The sequence below is a fragment of the Candidatus Polarisedimenticolaceae bacterium genome, from assembly GCA_036275915.1.
Lineage (GTDB): Bacteria > Acidobacteriota > Polarisedimenticolia > Polarisedimenticolales > DASRJG01 > DASRJG01.
Map to the genome: position 1 here is coordinate 22,491 of DASUCV010000001.1, position 18,363 is coordinate 40,853.

At 67.5% G+C, this 18,363-nt stretch carries 19 protein-coding genes; all 19 read right to left on the minus strand.

What is annotated here, in order from left to right:
- Position 1: 1 nt before the first annotated feature.
- A complete protein-coding gene (locus VFV19_00100; GenBank protein ID HEX4822691.1) occupies positions 2-1,039 on the minus strand; it encodes an amidohydrolase family protein in 1,038 nt (345 codons plus the stop codon).
- Positions 1,036-2,541 carry a DUF3011 domain-containing protein gene (locus tag VFV19_00105; protein HEX4822692.1) on the minus strand — a complete coding sequence of 502 codons (1,506 nt, stop codon included), beginning with the start codon at positions 2,539-2,541 and terminating at the stop codon, positions 1,036-1,038. Before VFV19_00105 ends, VFV19_00100 begins: the two co-directional genes overlap by 4 nt.
- 47 nt (positions 2,542-2,588) lie before the next feature.
- Complete coding sequence (locus VFV19_00110; protein HEX4822693.1) at positions 2,589-4,103, minus strand: DcaP family trimeric outer membrane transporter; 1,515 nt, start codon at positions 4,101-4,103, stop codon at positions 2,589-2,591.
- Entirely contained in the window at positions 4,103-5,572 is a 1,470-nt protein-coding gene (locus VFV19_00115) for an NADH-quinone oxidoreductase subunit N (protein ID HEX4822694.1), read from the minus strand. The genes VFV19_00110 and VFV19_00115 overlap by 1 nt, the downstream gene beginning before the upstream one ends.
- Positions 5,573-5,574: 2 nt before the next feature.
- On the minus strand, positions 5,575-7,530 hold the full coding sequence (gene nuoL, locus VFV19_00120) for an NADH-quinone oxidoreductase subunit L (GenBank protein HEX4822695.1): 1,956 nt from the start codon (positions 7,528-7,530) through the stop codon (positions 5,575-5,577).
- 7 nt (positions 7,531-7,537) lie between these two features.
- Positions 7,538-7,840: an NADH-quinone oxidoreductase subunit NuoK gene (nuoK, locus tag VFV19_00125; protein ID HEX4822696.1), complete on the minus strand. Its 303-nt coding sequence runs from the start codon at positions 7,838-7,840 to the stop codon at positions 7,538-7,540.
- The gene (locus tag VFV19_00130; GenBank protein ID HEX4822697.1) at positions 7,837-8,334 is read right to left on the minus strand and encodes an NADH-quinone oxidoreductase subunit J; all 498 of its coding nucleotides are present in this window, start codon (positions 8,332-8,334) and stop codon (positions 7,837-7,839) included. The genes nuoK and VFV19_00130 overlap by 4 nt, the downstream gene beginning before the upstream one ends.
- Position 8,335: 1 nt before the next feature.
- Entirely contained in the window at positions 8,336-9,403 is a 1,068-nt protein-coding gene (gene nuoH, locus VFV19_00135; GenBank protein HEX4822698.1) for an NADH-quinone oxidoreductase subunit NuoH, read from the minus strand.
- 3 nt (positions 9,404-9,406) lie between these two features.
- Positions 9,407-10,954, minus strand: a complete 1,548-nt coding sequence (locus tag VFV19_00140) for a 2Fe-2S iron-sulfur cluster-binding protein (GenBank protein HEX4822699.1) — start codon at positions 10,952-10,954, stop codon at positions 9,407-9,409.
- Positions 10,955-12,253 carry an NADH-quinone oxidoreductase subunit NuoF gene (nuoF, locus tag VFV19_00145; GenBank protein HEX4822700.1) on the minus strand — a complete coding sequence of 433 codons (1,299 nt, stop codon included), beginning with the start codon at positions 12,251-12,253 and terminating at the stop codon, positions 10,955-10,957.
- An 8-nt stretch (positions 12,254-12,261) separates the two neighbouring features.
- The gene (locus VFV19_00150) at positions 12,262-12,726 is read right to left on the minus strand and encodes an NAD(P)H-dependent oxidoreductase subunit E (protein HEX4822701.1); all 465 of its coding nucleotides are present in this window, start codon (positions 12,724-12,726) and stop codon (positions 12,262-12,264) included.
- A 159-nt stretch (positions 12,727-12,885) separates the two neighbouring features.
- Positions 12,886-14,082 (minus strand): NADH dehydrogenase (quinone) subunit D, encoded by a 1,197-nt coding sequence (gene nuoD, locus VFV19_00155; GenBank protein HEX4822702.1) that lies wholly within the window; start codon positions 14,080-14,082, stop codon positions 12,886-12,888.
- A 16-nt stretch (positions 14,083-14,098) separates the two neighbouring features.
- Positions 14,099-14,557: an NADH-quinone oxidoreductase subunit C gene (locus VFV19_00160; GenBank protein HEX4822703.1), complete on the minus strand. Its 459-nt coding sequence runs from the start codon at positions 14,555-14,557 to the stop codon at positions 14,099-14,101.
- Between the two features lie 4 nt (positions 14,558-14,561).
- Complete coding sequence (locus VFV19_00165; GenBank protein ID HEX4822704.1) at positions 14,562-14,945, minus strand: NADH-quinone oxidoreductase subunit A; 384 nt, start codon at positions 14,943-14,945, stop codon at positions 14,562-14,564.
- A 60-nt stretch (positions 14,946-15,005) separates the two neighbouring features.
- On the minus strand, positions 15,006-16,097 hold the full coding sequence (locus VFV19_00170) for a tetratricopeptide repeat protein (GenBank protein HEX4822705.1): 1,092 nt from the start codon (positions 16,095-16,097) through the stop codon (positions 15,006-15,008).
- Entirely contained in the window at positions 16,094-16,816 is a 723-nt protein-coding gene (locus VFV19_00175; protein ID HEX4822706.1) for a TonB family protein, read from the minus strand. The genes VFV19_00170 and VFV19_00175 overlap by 4 nt, the downstream gene beginning before the upstream one ends.
- Complete coding sequence (locus tag VFV19_00180) at positions 16,813-17,229, minus strand: biopolymer transporter ExbD (protein HEX4822707.1); 417 nt, start codon at positions 17,227-17,229, stop codon at positions 16,813-16,815. Before VFV19_00180 ends, VFV19_00175 begins: the two co-directional genes overlap by 4 nt.
- Positions 17,230-17,670: a biopolymer transporter ExbD gene (locus tag VFV19_00185; protein HEX4822708.1), complete on the minus strand. Its 441-nt coding sequence runs from the start codon at positions 17,668-17,670 to the stop codon at positions 17,230-17,232.
- A gap of 10 nt (positions 17,671-17,680) precedes the next feature.
- Positions 17,681-18,316: a MotA/TolQ/ExbB proton channel family protein gene (locus VFV19_00190; GenBank protein ID HEX4822709.1), complete on the minus strand. Its 636-nt coding sequence runs from the start codon at positions 18,314-18,316 to the stop codon at positions 17,681-17,683.
- Positions 18,317-18,363: the final 47 nt, after the last annotated feature.

Genomic DNA, 18,363 nt, shown 5'->3' on the forward strand with positions numbered 1-18,363 from the left:
GTCATTTGACGTTCGCCTTCTCCCAAGCCCGCACCTTGGCGCGAGCTTCGTCGAACAAACGCTCGTAGTTCCCCATCCGCACCATCTGGCTCGCCTCGGGTGTCAGCTTCGCGAAGAGCGGCGCGTACATCCGGTAGACCTTGAGGTAGCCGTCCTGCGTCGTCGGCGCGACCTCGTCGGTCCCGAAGAGGAAGCGGTCGGGGTGGCGGTTGATCAGCGCCGCAACCTGATCGATCGCCTCGGGGGACGAGACGAGGTACTTCGCGACCTCGTCCCACGAGATGTCGACGTAGACGTGGCTCATGTTCGGGGCCGAGAGGAGGCGCTCGACGAGGTCGAGCTGGTCCTTGACCGGGCGGACGACCCGCCCCAGGCCGATGTGGGCCCAGATGATCGTCGTCTTCGGGTGGCGCAGGAAGAGGTCGCGAAGCTGCACGAGCTGGTACGGATCCTGGCCGGGCTTCGGAAACGGCATGTCGACGTCGTTGTGCATGATCGCCACGAGGCCGGCCTCGCCGCAGAAGTCGAGCAGGCGATCGAGCGCTGGATTCGTCAAGCTCGCGGTCTTCCCCGCGACCTTCGACGAGACGAACTCCTTGTGGATCGTGAACTCGCCGATCCCGGAGAAGACTCCCGGGAACGTCGTGAGCACGCGGCGCACGTGATCGGCCGCGTACATGTCGGCCGGGTTGAACCCGGTGATCATCGGATCGAACCGCGCCTGCTCGGCCTTGGTGAGCGAGCGGTACGTCATCGCGATGTACGCGTCCGTGAACGAGTAGTAGTAGAGCGGCGCGTCGGTCTGCAAGTAATACGTCGGCGCGAAGTCGCCGCTGTTGTCGTGGTCCCAGGTCTGCTGCAGCGGGATCCCGAAGAGCGCGACGCGGCCGACCTTGTCCCCCATGATCTCGAGGAACTTGTGAATGTCGGTTCCCTGCTGGACGTAGTTCGTCAGGTGGAAGTGGGAGTCGTCGACCTCGTAGGCGCGGAGCGGCAGCGCGGCGACGAGGACCGCCGCGAAGACCTTGAGGGACCTCACCAATTCATCTCCGCCACGGCGGTGTAGACGTCGCCGTTCCCGCCGACCGGGTAGGGAACCGCGGTGTAGCCGACGGGACAGTGGTGGAGGTGGATCCACTCGGCATTGACGCGGAGGCCGCGCCGCTTGAGCGGATACCAGTTCGCTCCGATGCGGAAGTCCGACCCGTCGCCGTAGTCGCCGAGGATCTCGGAGCCGCTCGTGTAGACCTGGAGGATGTTCTTCACCGGCATCGCGGAAGCCTGGACCTGGAAGCCGTGATCGTCGATGCCGGCGATGACGTCGGTCCCGGGTCCGCTGTAGTTGGAGAGCCAGCGCTGGTAGTACTCCGCTTCGAGCGCGTAGCCCTTCCACTTGACCCCGGCGTCGAAGCTCCCCATCTGATACGTGACCTTCTCGACGGTGATCCCGGGGCCAAAGAGGTCCGGGGTGAAGATCACGCTGCCGTCGGTCAGCCGGATCTGGCTGTTCTCGATCGAGTTCGTCCCGGGCTGCGCCTGCGCGTCCTCACGGCTGCGCGTGTAGTGGAGGCCGAAGCGCGTCGCGACCTTCTCGTGATAGTCGAAGTCGCCGAACGTCCCGTAGAGGCCGAACTCGCCCGTCGTCGGGAGCCAGGTCACCGAATACGACTGCGTGTTGAGGCCGTTGTCGAGCTGCGCCGCGCTCACGCCCAGGGTGCTGAGATTGTTCGCGATCATCGCCATGTACTTCACGTTCGATACGATCTCGCCCTTCACCCACACTCCCGTCGTGTAGGAACCCCGGAAGAACTCGTCGGCGATGAGGCGGTCGTCCACGCCGAGCCAGTACGGGAACTGCCCTTCCGTGCTCCGCACCGCCGGAAGGCTCGTGATGCCGCCGCCGAGCGTCGCCCAGCGGTTGAACGTGTAGGAGATGTTCCCGCCGCCGACGACCTGAGCCGGATCGCCCTGGGAAGCGTTCGACGACCAGACATAGAGGTAATAGCGCAATTTCGGCGTCATGAACCAGCCCGAGAACGGCAGGAAGAACTTGGTGAGCTGGATGTCCTGACGCTGCTTGACGCTGTGCGTGTTCCCGAAGAAATCGGTGTAGCTCGGGTCGAGGTTGAGCTGGTTGAGATAGCGGACGTACGTGAAGAGACGCATGTAGATCTGGCCGTTGTCCCCCTCGAAGAGCAGGAATCCGGCGTTGGGCACGTAGCGCGGCGTCCGCTCGCGGGTCGGCGCCGTCACCTCCTCGCCCTCGGCGGGCGCCGCGGCGACGAAGACACCGGTGCAGCCGTCGGAGACCCAGACTCCCGTCTCGTCGTACCCCCAGGTCTTTCCGAGGAGGCACGCCGCGCTCCCGCTCGAGCGCGCGAGCACGACACCGGAGGTCGTGTTCGCCTTGCAGTGGTTACGCTCGCCGGGCTGCGACGCGCATTCGATGCGCGCGGCTTTCGGAGGAAGCTGCGGTTCTTGCGCGAGCGCAGCGCCCATGATTGCGAAGGAGAGCGTCGCGAGAACGATCCGGCGCGTCACGCGCAAACTCTAGTACGGATCGCGATTGTCAAGACGACAAATCGCGCTCAGAAACGAAAGATGCCGACGAGCTGAATCTGGTCCGCGCTCCCCTTGTGACCATCGAGGTTTTCACGTGTGCCGTAAAGATACTGAACACCCAAATCGATCCGCTCGATCGGCGAGAAGACGATGTTGGCGGAGTATCGGTTCGTCTTGTGGTAGGCCTCGGGGAGCTGGAAGTCGAGGTTGTCGACGGTGACGAAGCTCCAGATGAGCGCCGACCGCAAGTTCATCTTGCGCGTGCGCTCCCACTCCTTCCACGTGTGCTCGTAGTCGAGGTAGAAGCCGACCGCAGGCAGCGCGTGGAGCGTCCCGTCGATGGGATTGAAGACCGCGTCCTGCCCGCCGAGCGATTGCAGATCGTTGATGTAGCGCGCGATGCCGCGGCCGGCGTTGATCTGGAACACGAACCGGTCGAGGAGCCCGAAGCGGCGGAACGGGATGACTCCGGAGATGCCCGCGCCCCATCCGATGGCGGAGCCCGAAGCCGTGAGCGGCGCGTCGGCCTCGCCGCGGATCTCGCGGAAGACGAACGCCTCCTGGAGGTGCCCGATATCCTTGAACTTCCAGGTGATGCGCGCCACGAGATCGGGGACGACGTTCACCCCTTCTCCGCCCGTGATCGAGACCGCGGGAGTCTCCGCGGCGCCGGCGACCGAGAGAATGGGAGAGATGTCGGCCGAATACCGGATCTGCGCCTGGCGCACGACGTTCTCGCCGTTGATCCCCTCGAAGTCGAGGTCGAGGGGAGCGTTCGAGGGGTCGGAGAACGTCGACCACGTTTGGCCGAGCAGGAAGCCACGGAACTGGGCGAAGGCGTGCCGCAGGCGGAAGTTGACGTTCGCATCGTCGAAGTTCGATCCGTAGAAGTCGCCTTCGATGAACGCGCGCATGTAGCCGGCGCCGGTCGGCGTGCGCAGCTCGAAGTTGAGACGGCTCGTGTTCGCCGTGAAGCGCGTGCGGGATCCTTCGCCCGCCTCGGTCGTCTCGACGGGGATCGAGTTCGTCAAGAAACGATCGTCCGACCCGAGCGCCTGGAGCGTGAACACCCCCGCGGTCCGGATGCGGCCGCCGAACTTGATGGCGGCGTCAGTGCCGGGGATGCGGATCGATCCGGGGAAATCTCCGGCGGCGACCAGCTCGGGGGTCTCCTGCGCCGACCGCTCGATCTTCGCGAGGCGATCGGCGAGGTCCTTCTGCGCCTCGATCGCCGGGATCTGTTGCTCGATCTGCTCGAGGCGCGCCTTCATCGCGTCGAGCTCCGCCTGGAGCGCGTCGAGCGCGGCCTTCGAGGCGGCGGCCTGCGCGCCCTGCGCCGCCTGCTGATCGGCCAGCTTCGCCGCCTGGTCGGCGATGAGCTTCTCCTGGGCCTCGATCGTCGCCTTCTGCTCGTCGAGCTGTTTCTGGAGCTGCGCGACCGTCGGCTTCGGCGCGGCCTTTTTTTTGGGCGGAGCGGGGTCGGCGGCGTTCGCCACGGCGATCGCGAGCAGGACCGCGAGGGCGAGCGCGAGGCGGCGCACTAGGTCAACGTGGTCCAGAGACCGCTCGCGAGATCGAGGAGGAACGACGGCGCCAGGCCCAGCCACAGCACGACGGCAGCGGCGATCGTGAGCACCGCCGCGAACGACGGCGGCACCGGGCCCGCGGTCGCGACCTCGCCGTCGGGCTCCTTGAACCACATCGTCATGATGACGCCGAGGTAGTAGTACACCGCCACGACGGCGTTGAGTGAGCCGACGATCACGAGCAGCCACGCGCGCGATTCGACGGCGGCTTGGAAGATGAGGTACTTGCCGAAGAAGCCGCCGGTCGGCGGGATCCCGGCCATCGAGAGCAGGAACACCGTCATCGCGAGCGCGAGCCACGGATGACGCCGCCCGAGGCCCGCCCACGACGAGATGAAGTCGTAGCCGCTCTCTCCGCGCTCGTCGCCGCCGCCGACCGCCGCCGCCACCGCGAACGCGCCGATCGTCATGAAAGCGTACGTCGTCAGGTAGAAGAGGATCGCCCGGATGCCGAGCGCGGGGAGGCAGACGACCGCGATGAGCAGGTAGCCCGCGTGCGCGATCGACGAGAAGGCGAGGAGGCGCTTGATGTTCGTCTGGGCGAGCGCGACCAGGTTCGCGACCGTCATCGTGACGATCGCGAGCCAGGTGACGAGCGGCACCCAGAGCGCCGCCTTCGCGCCGAAGGCGCCGACGAGGACGCGCAGGAGCGCGGCGAAGGCGACCGCCTTCGTCGCGGCCGCCATGAACCCGGTGACGTTCGTCGGGGCGCCGGTGTAGACGTCCGGCACCCACTGGTGGAACGGCACCGCGGCGATCTTGAACGCGAACCCGACGACGACGAGCCCGAGCGCGATCGCGAGCATCGGCGACGTACGGTCGGCCGACATCTGCGAGAGCGAGAGGGTGCCGGTCGAGCCGTACGTCAGGGCGAGGCCGTACACGAGGAATCCCGAGGAGAACGCGCCGAGCAGGAAGTACTTGAGCGCGGCTTCGATCGCGCGGACGCGTCCGCGCGTGAGGCCGCAGAGCACGTAGAGGGTCAGGGAGAAGGTCTCGAGCCCGATCAGGATCATCATGAGGTTCGTCGTCTCGAGCATGAGGACCATGCCCGCGAGCGCCAGGAGCGCCATCGCGTAGAACTCGGGCTCCTCCGCCCCCTCGCGCGAGAGGAAGCGCGACGAGAAGACGAGCGTGAGGAAGCCGGCCGCGAGCACGAGGAGGCTCATGTAGATGCCGAAGCGGTCGACGCGGACCATCCCGTAGGCGGTCGTCTGGGGCTCGACGACCGTGATCGCCCACTGCTTGAGGCACGCCCACGCCGCGAACCCCGTGCCGAGGAGCGACCACGTCCACGGCGAGAGCAGGCGGTCGAGCAGACCCGTCTGCTCGCGCTCGAACGCCGAATGGAACAGCAGGATGAGGAGCGCCCAGGCGACGAGGATCAGGACGGGGAGAATGAGCGGGATCGAGAATTCCGCCATCGTCACACCGTGAGGTAGACGAGGATCGCGGCGACCCCCATCAGGAAGAGAAGCGCATAGTTCCTCACGTAGCCCGTCTGGAACAGCTTGAGGAGCTGGCCGACGACGTCGGTGCCGATCGCGCTCGCGTTGACGAGCCCGTCGACGACCCAGCGGTCGAAGCCGGCGAAGAAGCGGGAGACCGCGTAGAACGGCTTCAGGATCACCGCCTCGTACAGCTCGTCGACCCAGTAGAGGTTGCGCCAGAGCGCGTAGACCGGCCGGAAGCGGCCCGCGATCGCGCCGGCGCTGCCCGGCCGCTTGCGGTAGACGAGCCACGCGAAGCCGATCCCGGTGAGGGCGATCGCGAGGGCGAGCCCCATGAGACCGACCTCGAGCGCGACGCTGTGCTCCTCGGCTCCGGCCTCCGCGACCGCCACCGCCGGCGCGAGCCAGTGATGGAAGACGTTCAGGTCCTTACCGCCCGTGAGCGCCGCCGGAATCCCGACGAAGCCGCCGACCGCGGAAAGGACGGCGAGGATCGAGAGGGGCACCGTCATCGAGCGGGGCGACTCGTGCGCGTGGTCGAAGACGTGGTGCTCGCCGCGGTACGACCCGTAGAACACCAGGAACGCGAGGCGGAACATGTAGAACGCGGTGAGGCCCGCGGCGAAGGCGAGCGCCCCCCAGACGATCTTGTTCCCGCCCGACCAGGCGCCCCAGAGGATCTCGTCCTTCGAGAAGAAGCCGGCGAGCGGGACGATCCCCGAGATGGCGAGGGTCGCCACGAGGAACGTGAGGAACGTCACCGGCATCTTCGTGCGCAGGCCGCCCATCTTCGTGATGTCCTGCTCCCCGTGCTGCCCGTGGATGACGCTGCCGGCGCCGAGGAAGAGGAGCGCCTTGAAGAAGGCGTGGGTCATGAGGTGGAAGATCGCGGCCGTCCACGCGCCGACCCCCGCCGCGGCGAACATGTAGCCGAGCTGGCTGACCGTCGAGTAGGCGAGGACCTTCTTGATGTCGGTCGCGGTGATCCCCATCGTCGCCGCGAAGACCGCCGTCAATGCGCCGACGGCGGCGATGACTCCCATCGCCTCGGGGGCGTGCACGTAGAGTCCCGACATCCGCGTGACCATGTAGACGCCGGCGGTCACCATCGTCGCGGCGTGGATGAGTGCCGACACCGGAGTCGGGCCGGCCATCGCGTCGGGGAGCCAGACGTAGAGCGGGATCTGCGCCGACTTGCCGCACGCGCCGATGAAGAGGAGCAGGCCCACGGCGACGAGGAGCGCGTGGTGCGTGTCGCCGGCGCCGGCGACGGCGGTCGCGACCGTCCGGTAGTGGAGGGTCGCGAACTGCGTCACGAGGTAGAGCATGCCGATCACGAACGCGAAGTCGCCGATGCGATTGACGAGGAACGCCTTCCGGCCGGCGTCGGCGCAGGTGAGCCCCGTGCGCACGTCGAACGGACGGTCGTAGAAGAAGCCGATGAGGAGGTACGAGCAGAGCCCGACCCCTTCCCAGCCGACGAACGTCACGAGGAGGTTCGACCCGAGGACGAGGGTCAGCATCATCGACAGGAAGAGGTTGAGGTAGACGAAGAAGCGGGCGAACCCCTCTTCATGCGCCATGTAGCCGACGCTGTAGACGTGGATCAAGAACCCGACGCCGGTGACGACGAGGATCATGATCGCCGAGAGCGGGTCGAGCGCGAATCCCCAGTCGATCGTCACCGCCTCGTTGTGCGGACCCGCGGGGCCGAGCGGAAGCCACGTCCCGAACGAGGTCTCGAAGTAGCGCGCGTCCGCCGGAAGATGCGAGAGGTCGAGGACGGCCCCCGCCGAGACGATCAGGGCGGCGAGCACGACGCCGCAGCCGACGAGACCGACCGCGCGCTTCGACATCCGCCGGCCGAACAGGCCGTTGATCGCGACGCCGACGAGGGGCAGAACGGGGATGAGGCCGATGAGCTTCAGCATCGCCGCGTCACCACCGGAGGAGGTTGATCTCGTCGACGTCCGTCGTGTCCCGGAGGCGGAACAGGGCGATGACGATCGCGAGCCCCGCAGCGGCCTCGGCCGCGGCGAGCGCCATGATGAAGAAGACGTAGATCTGCGCTTCGGTCCCGCCCGTGATCCGCGCGAACGCGATGAAGGCGAGGTTCGCGGCGTTGAGCATCAGCTCGACGCACATGAGGATCGTGATCGCGCCGCGGCGCAGGAGCACGCCGGCGACGCCGATCGAGAACAGCACGGCAGAGAGGAGGAGGACGAGGCGCGGGTCGATCACGAGAGCCTCTTCTTGGCGAGGAGGACCGCGCCGACCATCGCGACGACGAGCAGGAGCGAGATCGCCTCGAACGGATAGTAGAAGCGTCCGAAGAGGTCCTGCCCGACCGACGCCGCCGTCCCGAACCGGTCGGGCGCCGGCGGGAACGCCGACGGGACGGACGCCCAGAGCGCGCGGCCGAGGACGATCGCGAAGACGAGGGTGGCCACCGGCGCCAGGATGCGCTGGAACGTGCCGGCCGGATGCGCGCGCTGCTCCTCGCGGAGGTTCAAGAGCATGATCACGAAGAGGATGAGGACCATGATCGCGCCGGCGTAGACGATGACCTGCAAGAGGCCGATGAACTGCGCGTCGAGCACCATGAAGACGCCGGCGATCGCGCACAGGTTGAACGCGAGCGCGACGGCAGAGCCCACCGGGTTCCGGCTCGTGATGACGACGAGCGCCGAGGCGACGATGAGGAGCGCCAGGACGTAGAAGGCGACGAGCGTCATCTCAGTGCCCCACGACGCCGTAGACGACCAGGATCGCCGTGCCCGCGAGGTTCGCGAGCGAGATCGGAAGCAGCCCCTTCCAGCCGAGGTTCATGAGCTGGTCGTACCGGAAGCGCGGCAGCGTCCAGCGGACCCACACGTACAGGAACTGGAAGAACGCCATCTTCGCGACGAACGCGCCGATCTGCATCGACCACAGGGCCCAGCCCGGCTCGGGGAGCCACGCCTTGGGAAGCCCGACCTGCCAGCCGCCCAGGAAGAGCGTGATCCCCAGCGCGGAGCTGGTCATCATGTTGATGTACTCGCCCATGAAGAACGCGGCGAAGCGCATCCCCGAGTACTCGGTGTGGTAGCCGGCAACGAGCTCGCCTTCGGCCTCGGGGAGATCGAACGGCGTGCGGTTCGTCTCGGCGTAGCCCGCAACGGTGAACAGGATGAACCCGAGCAGCGGGATGCCGCCGGAGAACACATACCAGTGCCAGAACCCGCCCGCCTGCTGCGCGACGATCGTCGTCGGCCGGAGGCTTCCCGAGACCAGGACCACGGAGGTCACCGCGAGGATGAGCGGCAGCTCGTACGAGATCATCTGCGCGGATGAGCGAAGCCCGCCCATGAGCGAGAACTTGCTGTTCGACGACCAGCCGGCGAGCACGAGCGCATAGACGCCGAGGCCGGTCGCGGCGAACGCCCACAGGAGGCCGCCGTCCAGGTCGAGGATGACGAGCGACACTTTCTTCCCGAAGATCACGACCTCGGGGCCGAACGGAACGACGGCGAAGGCGCACAGGGCCGGCACGACGGCGAGCACCGGGGCCATGAGGTAGAAGAACTTGTTCGCCTCGGCGGGGACGATGTCTTCCTTTTGAATGAACTTGATCCCGTCGGCGAACGGCTGGAAGAGCCCGAACGGGCCGACGCGGTTCGGGCCCAGACGGTACTGGATGATCGCGGACACGCGCCGCTCGACCCACGTCATGATCGAGACGCAGAGCATGAGCAGGCTGAAGACGACGACGATCTTGACGAGCGCGATCACCGGATCCGACGTGAGAAGGGCGAGGAGATCCATCGCTCAGGCCCGCGCCGCCGCCGCGGCCGGCACGCCGAGAAGGCCGAGGGTCTCGGGCGTCACGCCCTCGAACTCGCGCACCGCCTTGGCGAGATCGGCGAGCACGTCGTCGGCCGACCCCCACGCGGGAAGCGAAACGCCCGCGGCCTCCGCGATGTCCATCGCGATCCGCCAGCCGGGACGCGCCTCGCCGAGCGGCAGGTGGCAGCGCCGCACGCGCTGCGCGCGCCCTTCGAAGTTGACGAAGGTGCCGTCTGCTTCCGACCACGATGCCGACGGGATCGCGACGGCGGCGCCTTCGGCGGCGCCGGACACGAACGGCCCCACGAAGACCACCGGCCGGCCGGCAACCTTCGGCGCGGTGTCCTGCGGGTCGAGCGTGTCGCCGAGCACGAGGAGCGGGCCCGAGCCCGGGGCCTCGCTCGCGGCCGAGCCGAGGATCCACTCCGCTCCCTTGGAGTTCGCGCCCTTGTCGGCGCGGTAGAGGATCGCGTCGTCCCCGCCGCGGACGACGCGGCGGAAGCTCGTCGACGTCCCGCCGAGCGCGACGATGAGCGACTTCCAGGCGAAGAGGTCTTCGGCGACGAGACGCGCGGACGCGAGCATCGCGGGCTTGCCCGCCTTCAGGGTCGCCGCGGCCGCTTGCACCGCTTCGTCGTAGGTCGTCCCGGTGCCGGCTTTCTGCGGCGTCTCGAGCCGGGTCGCCTGCTGCTCGCGCTCGTAGGAAAGGCGGCCTTCGTCGCAGATCCAGTGGCCGTTGACCGCCTCGTTGACGCGCGGGACGATGCGCTTGACGCGATCGTCGAGCTGCCCCGTGGTCGTCATCATCGTCTGCTGCTGGCCGACGCCGACGACGACGTTGCAGCCGCGCGCGCAGCCGCCGCAGATCGTCGGCGTGTTCTTCAGGTACCAGACGCGCGTCGCGAAGCGGAACTCCTTGAGCGTGAGCGCGCCCACCGGGCAGAGGTCGACGACGTTCCCCGAGTAGGCGTTGTCGAGCCGCTTGCCGGGAAAGATCCCGATCTGGCTGCGCTCGCCGCGCTCGAAGAAGCCGAGCTCGCCGGTCTTCGTGACCTCGTCGCAGAAGCGGATGCAGCGGCTGCACTGGATGCAGCGCTCTTGGTCGAGCATGACGTGCGGCCCGATGTCGACCGCTTTCGAGAGCGCGAGCTTCGGCTCGGTGTAGCGGCTCTCGCCGTCGCCGTACTCGACCGCGTACTCCTGGAGGCGGCACTCCCCCGCCTGGTCGCAGATCGGGCAGTCGAGCGGGTGGTTGATGAGGAAGAACTCCATCATCGCCGCGCGCGCCGTGACCACCTTCTCGCTCGCCGTGTGGACGACCATTCCCTCGGCGACCGGCGTGTAGCAGCCGATGACGAGCTTCGGCGCCTTCTCGACCTCGACGAGGCACATGCGGCAGTTGCCCGCGATCGTGAGCCCCGGGTGGTAGCAGTAGTGCGGGATCTCGCGGCCGCGCTGCTGGCACGCGTTCAGGATCGTCGTCCCGGCGGCGACCTCGAGCTCCTGGCCGTCGATCGTGACCTTCGGCATCTAGCCGACCCCCTGGAGCGCGCGCGTCGACGCGAGGCACGCCTTGTGGTCGATGTGGTGCTGGAACTCGTCCCGGAACTTCGTGACGAAGGAGATCGCGGGCATCGCCGCGGCATCTCCTAAAGCGCAGATCGTGTTGCCGATGATGTTGTTCGAGATCGAGAGGAGCAGATCCAGGTCTTGCTGGAGGCCGCGCCCGCTCTCGATGCGCTGGAGGATCCGCTCGAGCCAGCCGCATCCCTCGCGGCACGGCGTGCACTGCCCGCACGACTCGTGGCGGTAGAAGTGCGCGATGCGAGCCATCGCCCCGACCATGCACGTGCTGCTGTCCATGACCATGAGCCCCGCCGAGCCAAGCATCGTGCCCTTCGCTGCGAGCGCGTCGAAGTCGAGATCGACGTCGCACTCGTCCGCCCGCAGGACCGGAACCGACGACCCGCCGGGGATGACCGCCTTGAGCGGGCGATCGTCGTGGAGCATCCCGCCGCCGAGGTCGTAGATCAGCTCGCGAAGGGGCAGGCCGAGCGGCGCCTCGTAGACGCCGGGGCGCTTGACGTGCCCGGAGAGGCAGTAGAGCTTGGGCCCGGTGTTCTTCGGCGCCTTGCCGACCGACAGGAACCAGTCGGCGCCGCGCTCGATGATGAACGGCACGTTCGCCACCGTCTCGACGTTGTTGATCGTCGTCGGGCAGCCCCAGACGCCGGAGGCCGCCGGGAACGGCGGCTTGAGGCGCGGGTAGCCGCGGTCTCCGACGAGCGACGACATGAGCGCCGTCTCTTCGCCGCAGATGTACGCGCCGGCGCCGCGGTGGACGATGACGTCGCAGCTCCATGCGGTGCCGAGGATGTTCGCGCCCGCATAGCGCTTCGCGTACGCCTCTTCGATCGCGCGGTCGAGCACGTTCGCGGCATGGACGAACTCGCCGCGGATGTAGATGTAGACCTTCGACGCCCTGATCGCGTACGCCCCGAGGAGCGACCCCTCGATGACGAGGTGCGGGTCCTTCTCCATGAGCAGCCGGTCCTTGAACGTTCCCGGCTCGGACTCGTCGGCGTTGATGAGGAAGTAGTGCGGACGGCCCGCCGCGACCTCCTTCGGCATGAACGACCACTTGAGACCGCAGCCGAACCCGGCGCCGCCGCGTCCCCTCAGGCCCGACTTCTTGACCTCGTCGGTGACCTGGTCGGGAGTCATCGACGACGTGACTTTGCGCAGCGCCTGGTAGCCACCCGACGCCTCGTAGACGGCGAGGGTCGTGGAATTCTCCTTGTCGACGTTGCGCGTGAGGATGCGTTCCATCGCTCGTCCTACGGGAGGCTCTCGAGGAGGCCGTCGACCTTCTCGAGCGTGAGGTTCTCGTGGTAGTCGTCGTTGAGCTGGAACATCGGCGCGGTGCCGCACGAGCCGAGGCACTCGACGCGCACGAGCGAGAACTTGCCGTCGGGGGTCGTCTCCCCCGTCTTGATCTTGAGCTTCTTCTCGAGGTGCTCGAGGAGCGGATCCGACCCGCGCAGCATGCACGAGAGAGTCGTGCACACCTGGATGTGGTACTTCCCGGTCGGCCGCTGCTTGTACATCGTGTAGAAGGTCACGCAGCCGTGAACGTGCGACGGGGCGACGTTCAAGCGCCGCGCGACCCACTCCTCGGCCTCGAGCGGCACCCAGCCGTGCGCGCGCTGGACCTCCCACAGCACCGGCAAAAGCGCCGCCTTCGGCTGCGGGTACCGCGCGACGAGGGAGTCGACCCTCTTCTCGAAGTCAGCGCCGTACATGCGATCTCTCAGAGGGACCTCGTGGGGACATTCTGCTTTTTCTTTCAAATTCGGAGAGGGGAATAAGGGGACTGCTTCCGAACTTCTGAATTGCGAAATTCGCTAGCCGTCCCCTTATTCCCCTCTCCGAATTTGAAAGAAAAAGCAGAATGTCCCCAATCATCGGTCGACCTCGCCCATGACCGGGTCGATGCTCCCGATGCAGGCGACGACGTCGGCCACGAGCTCGCCCTGCACCTGATGCGCGAGGCTCGCGAGGTTGTTGAATGCAGCCGCGCGGATGCGCAGGCGATAGGGCGAGCGGCCGCCCTCGGAGACGATGTAGAAGCCCAGCTCGCCCTTGGGGACCTCGGTTGCGAGGTAAACCTCACCGGGCGGGCACTCAAACCCTTCGGTGACGATCATGAACTGATGGATCAGCTCCTCCATCTTCGTGAGCACTTTCTTCTTGGGAGGGAGGAAGACCTTCGGATCGTCGACGTTGACCGGGCCGTCGGGAATGTTCTTCAGGGCCTGGTCGAGGATGCGGACCGACTGCCGCATCTCCTCGACGCGGACGAGGTAGCGGTCGTAGACGTCGCCCTCGGTGCCGACCGGCACCTTGAAGTCGTAATTCTGGTAGCCGCTGTACGGCTTCGCCTTCCGCACGTCGTAGGAGACCCCCGACGCGCGCAGCACCGGCCCGGTGCAGCCGTACGAGAGCGCCTCCGCGGCGGTGAGCTTGCCGACTCCCTGCGTGCGCTTGAGCCAGATCGTGTTCTTGGTGAGGAGGCCTTCGTAGTCGTCGATCCGGCCGGGCATCGCGTCGACGAATTCACGGAGGCGCTTGAGCCAATCGGCGCTGGCGTCGTACGCCACGCCGCCGACGCGCGTGAACGACGTCGTGAGCCGCGCACCTGTCAGGTCCTCGACGAGGTCGTAGTGCCACTCGCGGTCCTTGAAGGTGTGGAAGAACATCGTCGCCGCGCCGAGATCGAGCGCGGAGGTGCCGAGCCACACGAGGTGCGAGCCGATGCGCGCGAGCTCGGCGCACATGACGCGGAGCACTTCGCACCGCGGCGGGACCTCGATCCCGAGGAGCTTCTCGACCGCGAGCGCGAAGCCGACGTTCGCCGCGAGCGGGCTCAGGTAGTCCATCCGGTCGGTGTAGGGGATGAACTGGAGATAGGTCCGGTTCTCGGCGATCTTCTCCATCCCGCGGTGCAGGTAGCCGATGACCGCGTCGCAGCCGACGACCGTCTCACCATCGAGCTTGAGGATGCAGCGGAGCACGCCGTGGGTCGCCGGGTGCGACGGGCCCATGTTGATCGTCAGCGTATCGCCGTGATCCGGGGAGACATCGAACGCGACCGGCATCGTCCTCGCCCTGGCTTCAGCCGCGGAAGAGCGGAAGCTCCTTGCGGAGCGGGAAGTCGGTGTAGTCCTCCGGCATCAGAATGCGCCGGAGGTCGGGGTGGCCTTCGAAGACGACGCCGAACATGTCGAACGCCTCGCGCTCGTTCCAATCGGCCGAGCGCCAGAGGGGGGTCAGCGAGGCGACCGGCCCTCGGTCGCCGGTACGGGTCTTGAGGCGGAGGATGTCGTTACGCTTCGGGCTGTACAGGTGGGCGACGACTTCCATCGGCTCGGCGCGGTGAGGCCAGTGGACCGCCGTCACGTCGAGCAGAACGGTGAAATCGGTCTCCGGGTCGTCGCGGAGCCACTGCGCCGCGCGGAACCAATCCTTCGAGGTGACGACCGCCCACCACTGGTCACGGAACGAGGCCGTTTCGAGGACCGCGTCCGGAAACCGCGCCTTGAGGAGCTCGACAGCCTTTTCGCCTTCGGCCATCGGCTCACTCCCACTCGAGGGCGCCGCGCCGCCAGAGGTACACGTAGCCGGCGACGAGGATCCCGAGGAAGACCGCCATCTCGGCGAGGACGAACCCCTTGCTTCCCGCGAACCCGCGGAACGTCACGGCCCACGGGAGGAGGAACGCCGCCTCGATGTCGAACAGGATGAAGAGCATGGCGACGAGGTAGAACTTCACGGAGAAGCGATGCTTGGTGACCGGCTCGAACGGTCGCGACCCGCACTCGTACGGGGTCGTGTCGACCTTCGCCTTGAGCCAGCTCTTGTTGATCAGCTTGGGAACGAGCCAGCTCGCCACGAGCATCGCGCCGATCATCACCACTGCCATCACGATCGTGAGCAGGACTGTGATCAGGCTGCCTTCCATGGAAGCTCCGCGCCGAAGGGGCGGTACTCTAACACAGCGTCCGGACGGTGCTTTTGGGGGTCAGCGAGGGGCGGACACGCTGATCGTTCCGTCCCGCGAAGGACGGGGTCGGCCGGGGGGCAGGAGCGTGTCGTCGTCGGGGGAAAGGTCGTCGGCGCGCCGGAACGCGTTCGCCGCTTCGTCGGGCAGCCCCATCTTCAAGTAGAGGTCGCCCAGGGTCTCGTAGACGAGCCCCAGGCGCGGCGCGCAGGCCTCCGCGCGCTGGAGCCACTGCTTGGCCTCGGGATATTTCTGCGCGGCGCAAAAGGTCCGGCCGAGGTTGATCATCGCGTAGCACTGGCGGGGCTCGCGGTCGAGGACATGGCGGAACACCGACTCCGCCTTGTCGAGCTGCCCGGCGCCGAGCGCCGCGCGGCCCACGAGGTGCATCGCGTCCATGTCGTCAGGCGTCAGGGAAGAGAGGCGCTGCGCGAACTCGAGCGCCTGGCCGTAGAGGATCTTTTTCTTCACGACGTCGGTCTCATCCGCCGCGATCCGGATGTAGCTCTCGCTCAGGACCCGGAGCACGCCGGTGTCGTCCGGGGACGACTCGAGGGCGAAGCGGAGGGGTTGGATCGCCGCCTTGGGGTCGCCGTTCCCGAAGTACGCCTTGCCGAGCTGCGCGAAGACCGCCGGATCCTGGTGAATCCGCCTGGCCACCTCGAGGTCGGCGACCACCTGATCCCAGCGCTGGAGCGCGTACCAGGCCTGTGCCCGGAACAGGAGCAGGTTGTAGCGTTTGAACGGGTCCTGCGTGTGCCCCAACCCTTCGGTGAGGGCCTGGATCGTGCGCTCCCAGTTCGCTTCGTCCCTGAGCGCGAACGCGAGGCCCATGTAGTACTCGGGGCGCGTGGGGTTGAGCTCGATCGCGTGCCGGAAATGGCCTTCGGCCGCCCCCGGTGACCGCATCTTGAGCATGCAATGGCCGAGCATGAAGAAGCCGAAGTCGTAATCGGGGGACCGGTCGACGAGCGCCTGGAACTTCGTCACCGCCTCCAGGTATCGGCCCGCCTTGAAATCGGACATGGCATCGTGCGGGTCCACGGCCCGGGCCGGCCTCGTGAACGCGAAGGTAAGGGCAAGGGCGGTGGCGACGACCATGCGGCCCCTCATCGGGCCCCCTTGAAGTCGATCGCCACGACGATCGTGCGCGGCGCCGTTCCCCCGTCGTGCCGTTCGTACCGCCATTGCTTCACCGCGTCGATCGCCGCCGTTTCGAAACCCAAGCCGGTCCTCGTGCTGCCGATCACCGTCGCGTCCGCGATCGTTCCGTCGACGGCGACGACGAGCTGCACCGTGACGCGCGCATCCACGCGAAGCGCCCGCGCCGCGGGCGGATAGACCGGCCGCGCGCGCTTGACCAGGGTTAGCCCCGCCGCAGCCTGCCCGGCTTGCGGTGACGACGGCTCGACCGACGGTGGAACGGCATCGGGAGGTGGGATCAGAGGGTCGACCTCCGGGTTGACCGCGATCGCGATCGGTGGCGCCGGCTCGGCGACGGGCTCGAACGTGACCTGCATCTCCCGGGCGACGAGCGGCGCCGGTGTTCCGGCCGGACGCCCTCCCGGCTCGGCGACCGGCGCCGACCCCTCCTCGGCGACCGGCGGTGCCGGCCGCCAGACCATCGGGAAATCGGGCGGTGTCGAGGGGACGGACACCCCGGCGGGGGTCGCAAAAGTAGGAAGGAGGAGCACGACGACGTGGAGCGCGACCGTCGCGACGACGATGAGCGGGAGGAGGTGGCCGAGCGAAGGTCCGCCGAGGTGCGCCAGCCGCCGCTTCTCGGCTTCGAGCTTGTCCTCGAGCTTGAGAAGACCGCGCAGCGAGCTCACAGCGAGGCCCTCCGCGACCGCGGTGGAAAGCCGATGCGGGGCGGTCCGGGAAGTGAGGCGATCGCCGCGTAGGCGTCGATCATCGCCTGGTAGCTCGCGTCGGGCGCGACGATGAGGATCACCGCCGGCCGCTGCGAGCCGGCCAGACGCGCGCGCAGCTCGCTCTCCAAGCTGCCCGCCGGAATCGACGAGCCGTCGACCGCGATCTCGTTCTCCGAACCGACCTCGACCTTGACCGCCCCGCGGTCGTCGAAGACGCCTCCCCCCGACGAGCTGGCGAAGCGCATCGCGGGGCCGCGCACCGCTCCGAACATCCCCGAAATCATGACGGTCGTGAAGATGAGCAGGGCGAGGTTGGCCATCGGCGTCGTCGGCACCGCCGTGACCCGCGTGACCGCGCGCCGCAGGTGCATCTAGGCTCCCGCCGCGATCGTCGGACGGGCGCCGAGGACGACGTTCTTCACGCCGGCCTTCCGTAGCATCTCGAGGACGTCGTCGACGACGGCGAAGCGGATCGACCCGTCGACGCGCAGGAGAAAGGTTCTCTCAGAATCCTTGTCCACGATCCGCGACGCCTCGAAGTACAGCCCCTCCGGGCCGCCGAGATCCTGGAACTTGCCCGGCTCGCGCTCGACACGCCACTCGAGCGCATCGTCCGGACCGCGCTCGACGACGATCGTCACGGCACCGGCGGGCGCCTCGAACGGGCCCGGCGCGCGCGGCAGCTCCGTGGCGGAGTCCTGAGGGTCGTAGCGAGTGGCGAGAAAGAAGAAGAACACGAGCAGAAGCGCGAGGTTTGCCAGAGCGGCAGCGGGCACCGCGGGAGGCAACGGCCGGGGCCTTGGCAGGTGCATCGCTTCGGCTCTAGGCCTTCGTCCCCATCCGCTCCATCTCCGAGAAGGTCTCGACGACGACGCTGGCGGCCATCTCCAAGGTACGGCTCTGGGCGGCCACGCGCCCCGCCAAGTAATTGTGGAACGGGAGCGCGATCGCGGCCACGATCAGTCCCCAGGCCGTCGTGTACAGCGCCTGGGAGATCCCGCCGGCAACTCGGGAGGGGTCCGACAGCCCGCCCACGTGAATGACGTCGAACGCGACGATCATCCCCCAGACGGTTCCAAGAAAACCGAGGATCGGCGCCAAGTTCGCGATCGTCGCGAGGAGGCCGAGCTTTCCCTCGAGCTGGGCCAGCTCGTAGAGGGCGGTTGCCTCCATCGCGGATTCGACCTCGTTCCGGGGCGCGCCGATCTTGAGCACCCCGGCATGGAGAACGGAGGCCGCCGGCCCTCGCCGCGATTCGCAGACCTCCGCGGCCTCGCGGACGCGGCCGTTCAAGAGCTCCTTGCGAACGTGGGCGAAGAAATCGCGTACATCGATCTGGAGCGATCGGAACTGGATGAGCTTGTAGACGATGACGGCGACCGCGACCACGCTGCACACCGTGATCGGGTGCATCATCGGTCCACCGGCGAGATACAGGCGTCCCAGGTCACCCAGCATCGTGCAAAAAAGGATAACCCAAGCCCCGGAACCACGCCGGGAGGGCA

What these genes read in the sequence shown, in the direction of transcription:
- VFV19_00115 (HEX4822694.1), bottom strand. Translation starts at nt 5,572, where the DNA reads ATGGCGGAATTCTCGATCCCGCTCATTCTCCCCGTCCTGATCCTCGTC.
- nuoL (HEX4822695.1), bottom strand. Translation starts at nt 7,530, where the DNA reads ATGCTGAAGCTCATCGGCCTCATCCCCGTTCTGCCCCTCGTCGGCGTC.
- VFV19_00130 (HEX4822697.1), bottom strand. Translation starts at nt 8,334, where the DNA reads ATGACGCTCGTCGCCTTCTACGTCCTGGCGCTCCTCATCGTCGCCTCG.
- nuoH (HEX4822698.1), bottom strand. Translation starts at nt 9,403, where the DNA reads ATGGATCTCCTCGCCCTTCTCACGTCGGATCCGGTGATCGCGCTCGTC.
- VFV19_00140 (HEX4822699.1), bottom strand. Translation starts at nt 10,954, where the DNA reads ATGCCGAAGGTCACGATCGACGGCCAGGAGCTCGAGGTCGCCGCCGGG.
- nuoF (HEX4822700.1), bottom strand. Translation starts at nt 12,253, where the DNA reads ATGGAACGCATCCTCACGCGCAACGTCGACAAGGAGAATTCCACGACC.
- VFV19_00150 (HEX4822701.1), bottom strand. Translation starts at nt 12,726, where the DNA reads ATGTACGGCGCTGACTTCGAGAAGAGGGTCGACTCCCTCGTCGCGCGG.
- nuoD (HEX4822702.1), bottom strand. Translation starts at nt 14,082, where the DNA reads ATGCCGGTCGCGTTCGATGTCTCCCCGGATCACGGCGATACGCTGACG.
- VFV19_00160 (HEX4822703.1), bottom strand. Translation starts at nt 14,557, where the DNA reads ATGGCCGAAGGCGAAAAGGCTGTCGAGCTCCTCAAGGCGCGGTTTCCG.
- VFV19_00165 (HEX4822704.1), bottom strand. Translation starts at nt 14,945, where the DNA reads ATGGAAGGCAGCCTGATCACAGTCCTGCTCACGATCGTGATGGCAGTG.
- VFV19_00170 (HEX4822705.1), bottom strand. Translation starts at nt 16,097, where the DNA reads ATGAGGGGCCGCATGGTCGTCGCCACCGCCCTTGCCCTTACCTTCGCG.
- VFV19_00180 (HEX4822707.1), bottom strand. Translation starts at nt 17,229, where the DNA reads ATGCACCTGCGGCGCGCGGTCACGCGGGTCACGGCGGTGCCGACGACG.
- VFV19_00185 (HEX4822708.1), bottom strand. Translation starts at nt 17,670, where the DNA reads ATGCACCTGCCAAGGCCCCGGCCGTTGCCTCCCGCGGTGCCCGCTGCC.
- VFV19_00190 (HEX4822709.1), bottom strand. Translation starts at nt 18,316, where the DNA reads ATGCTGGGTGACCTGGGACGCCTGTATCTCGCCGGTGGACCGATGATG.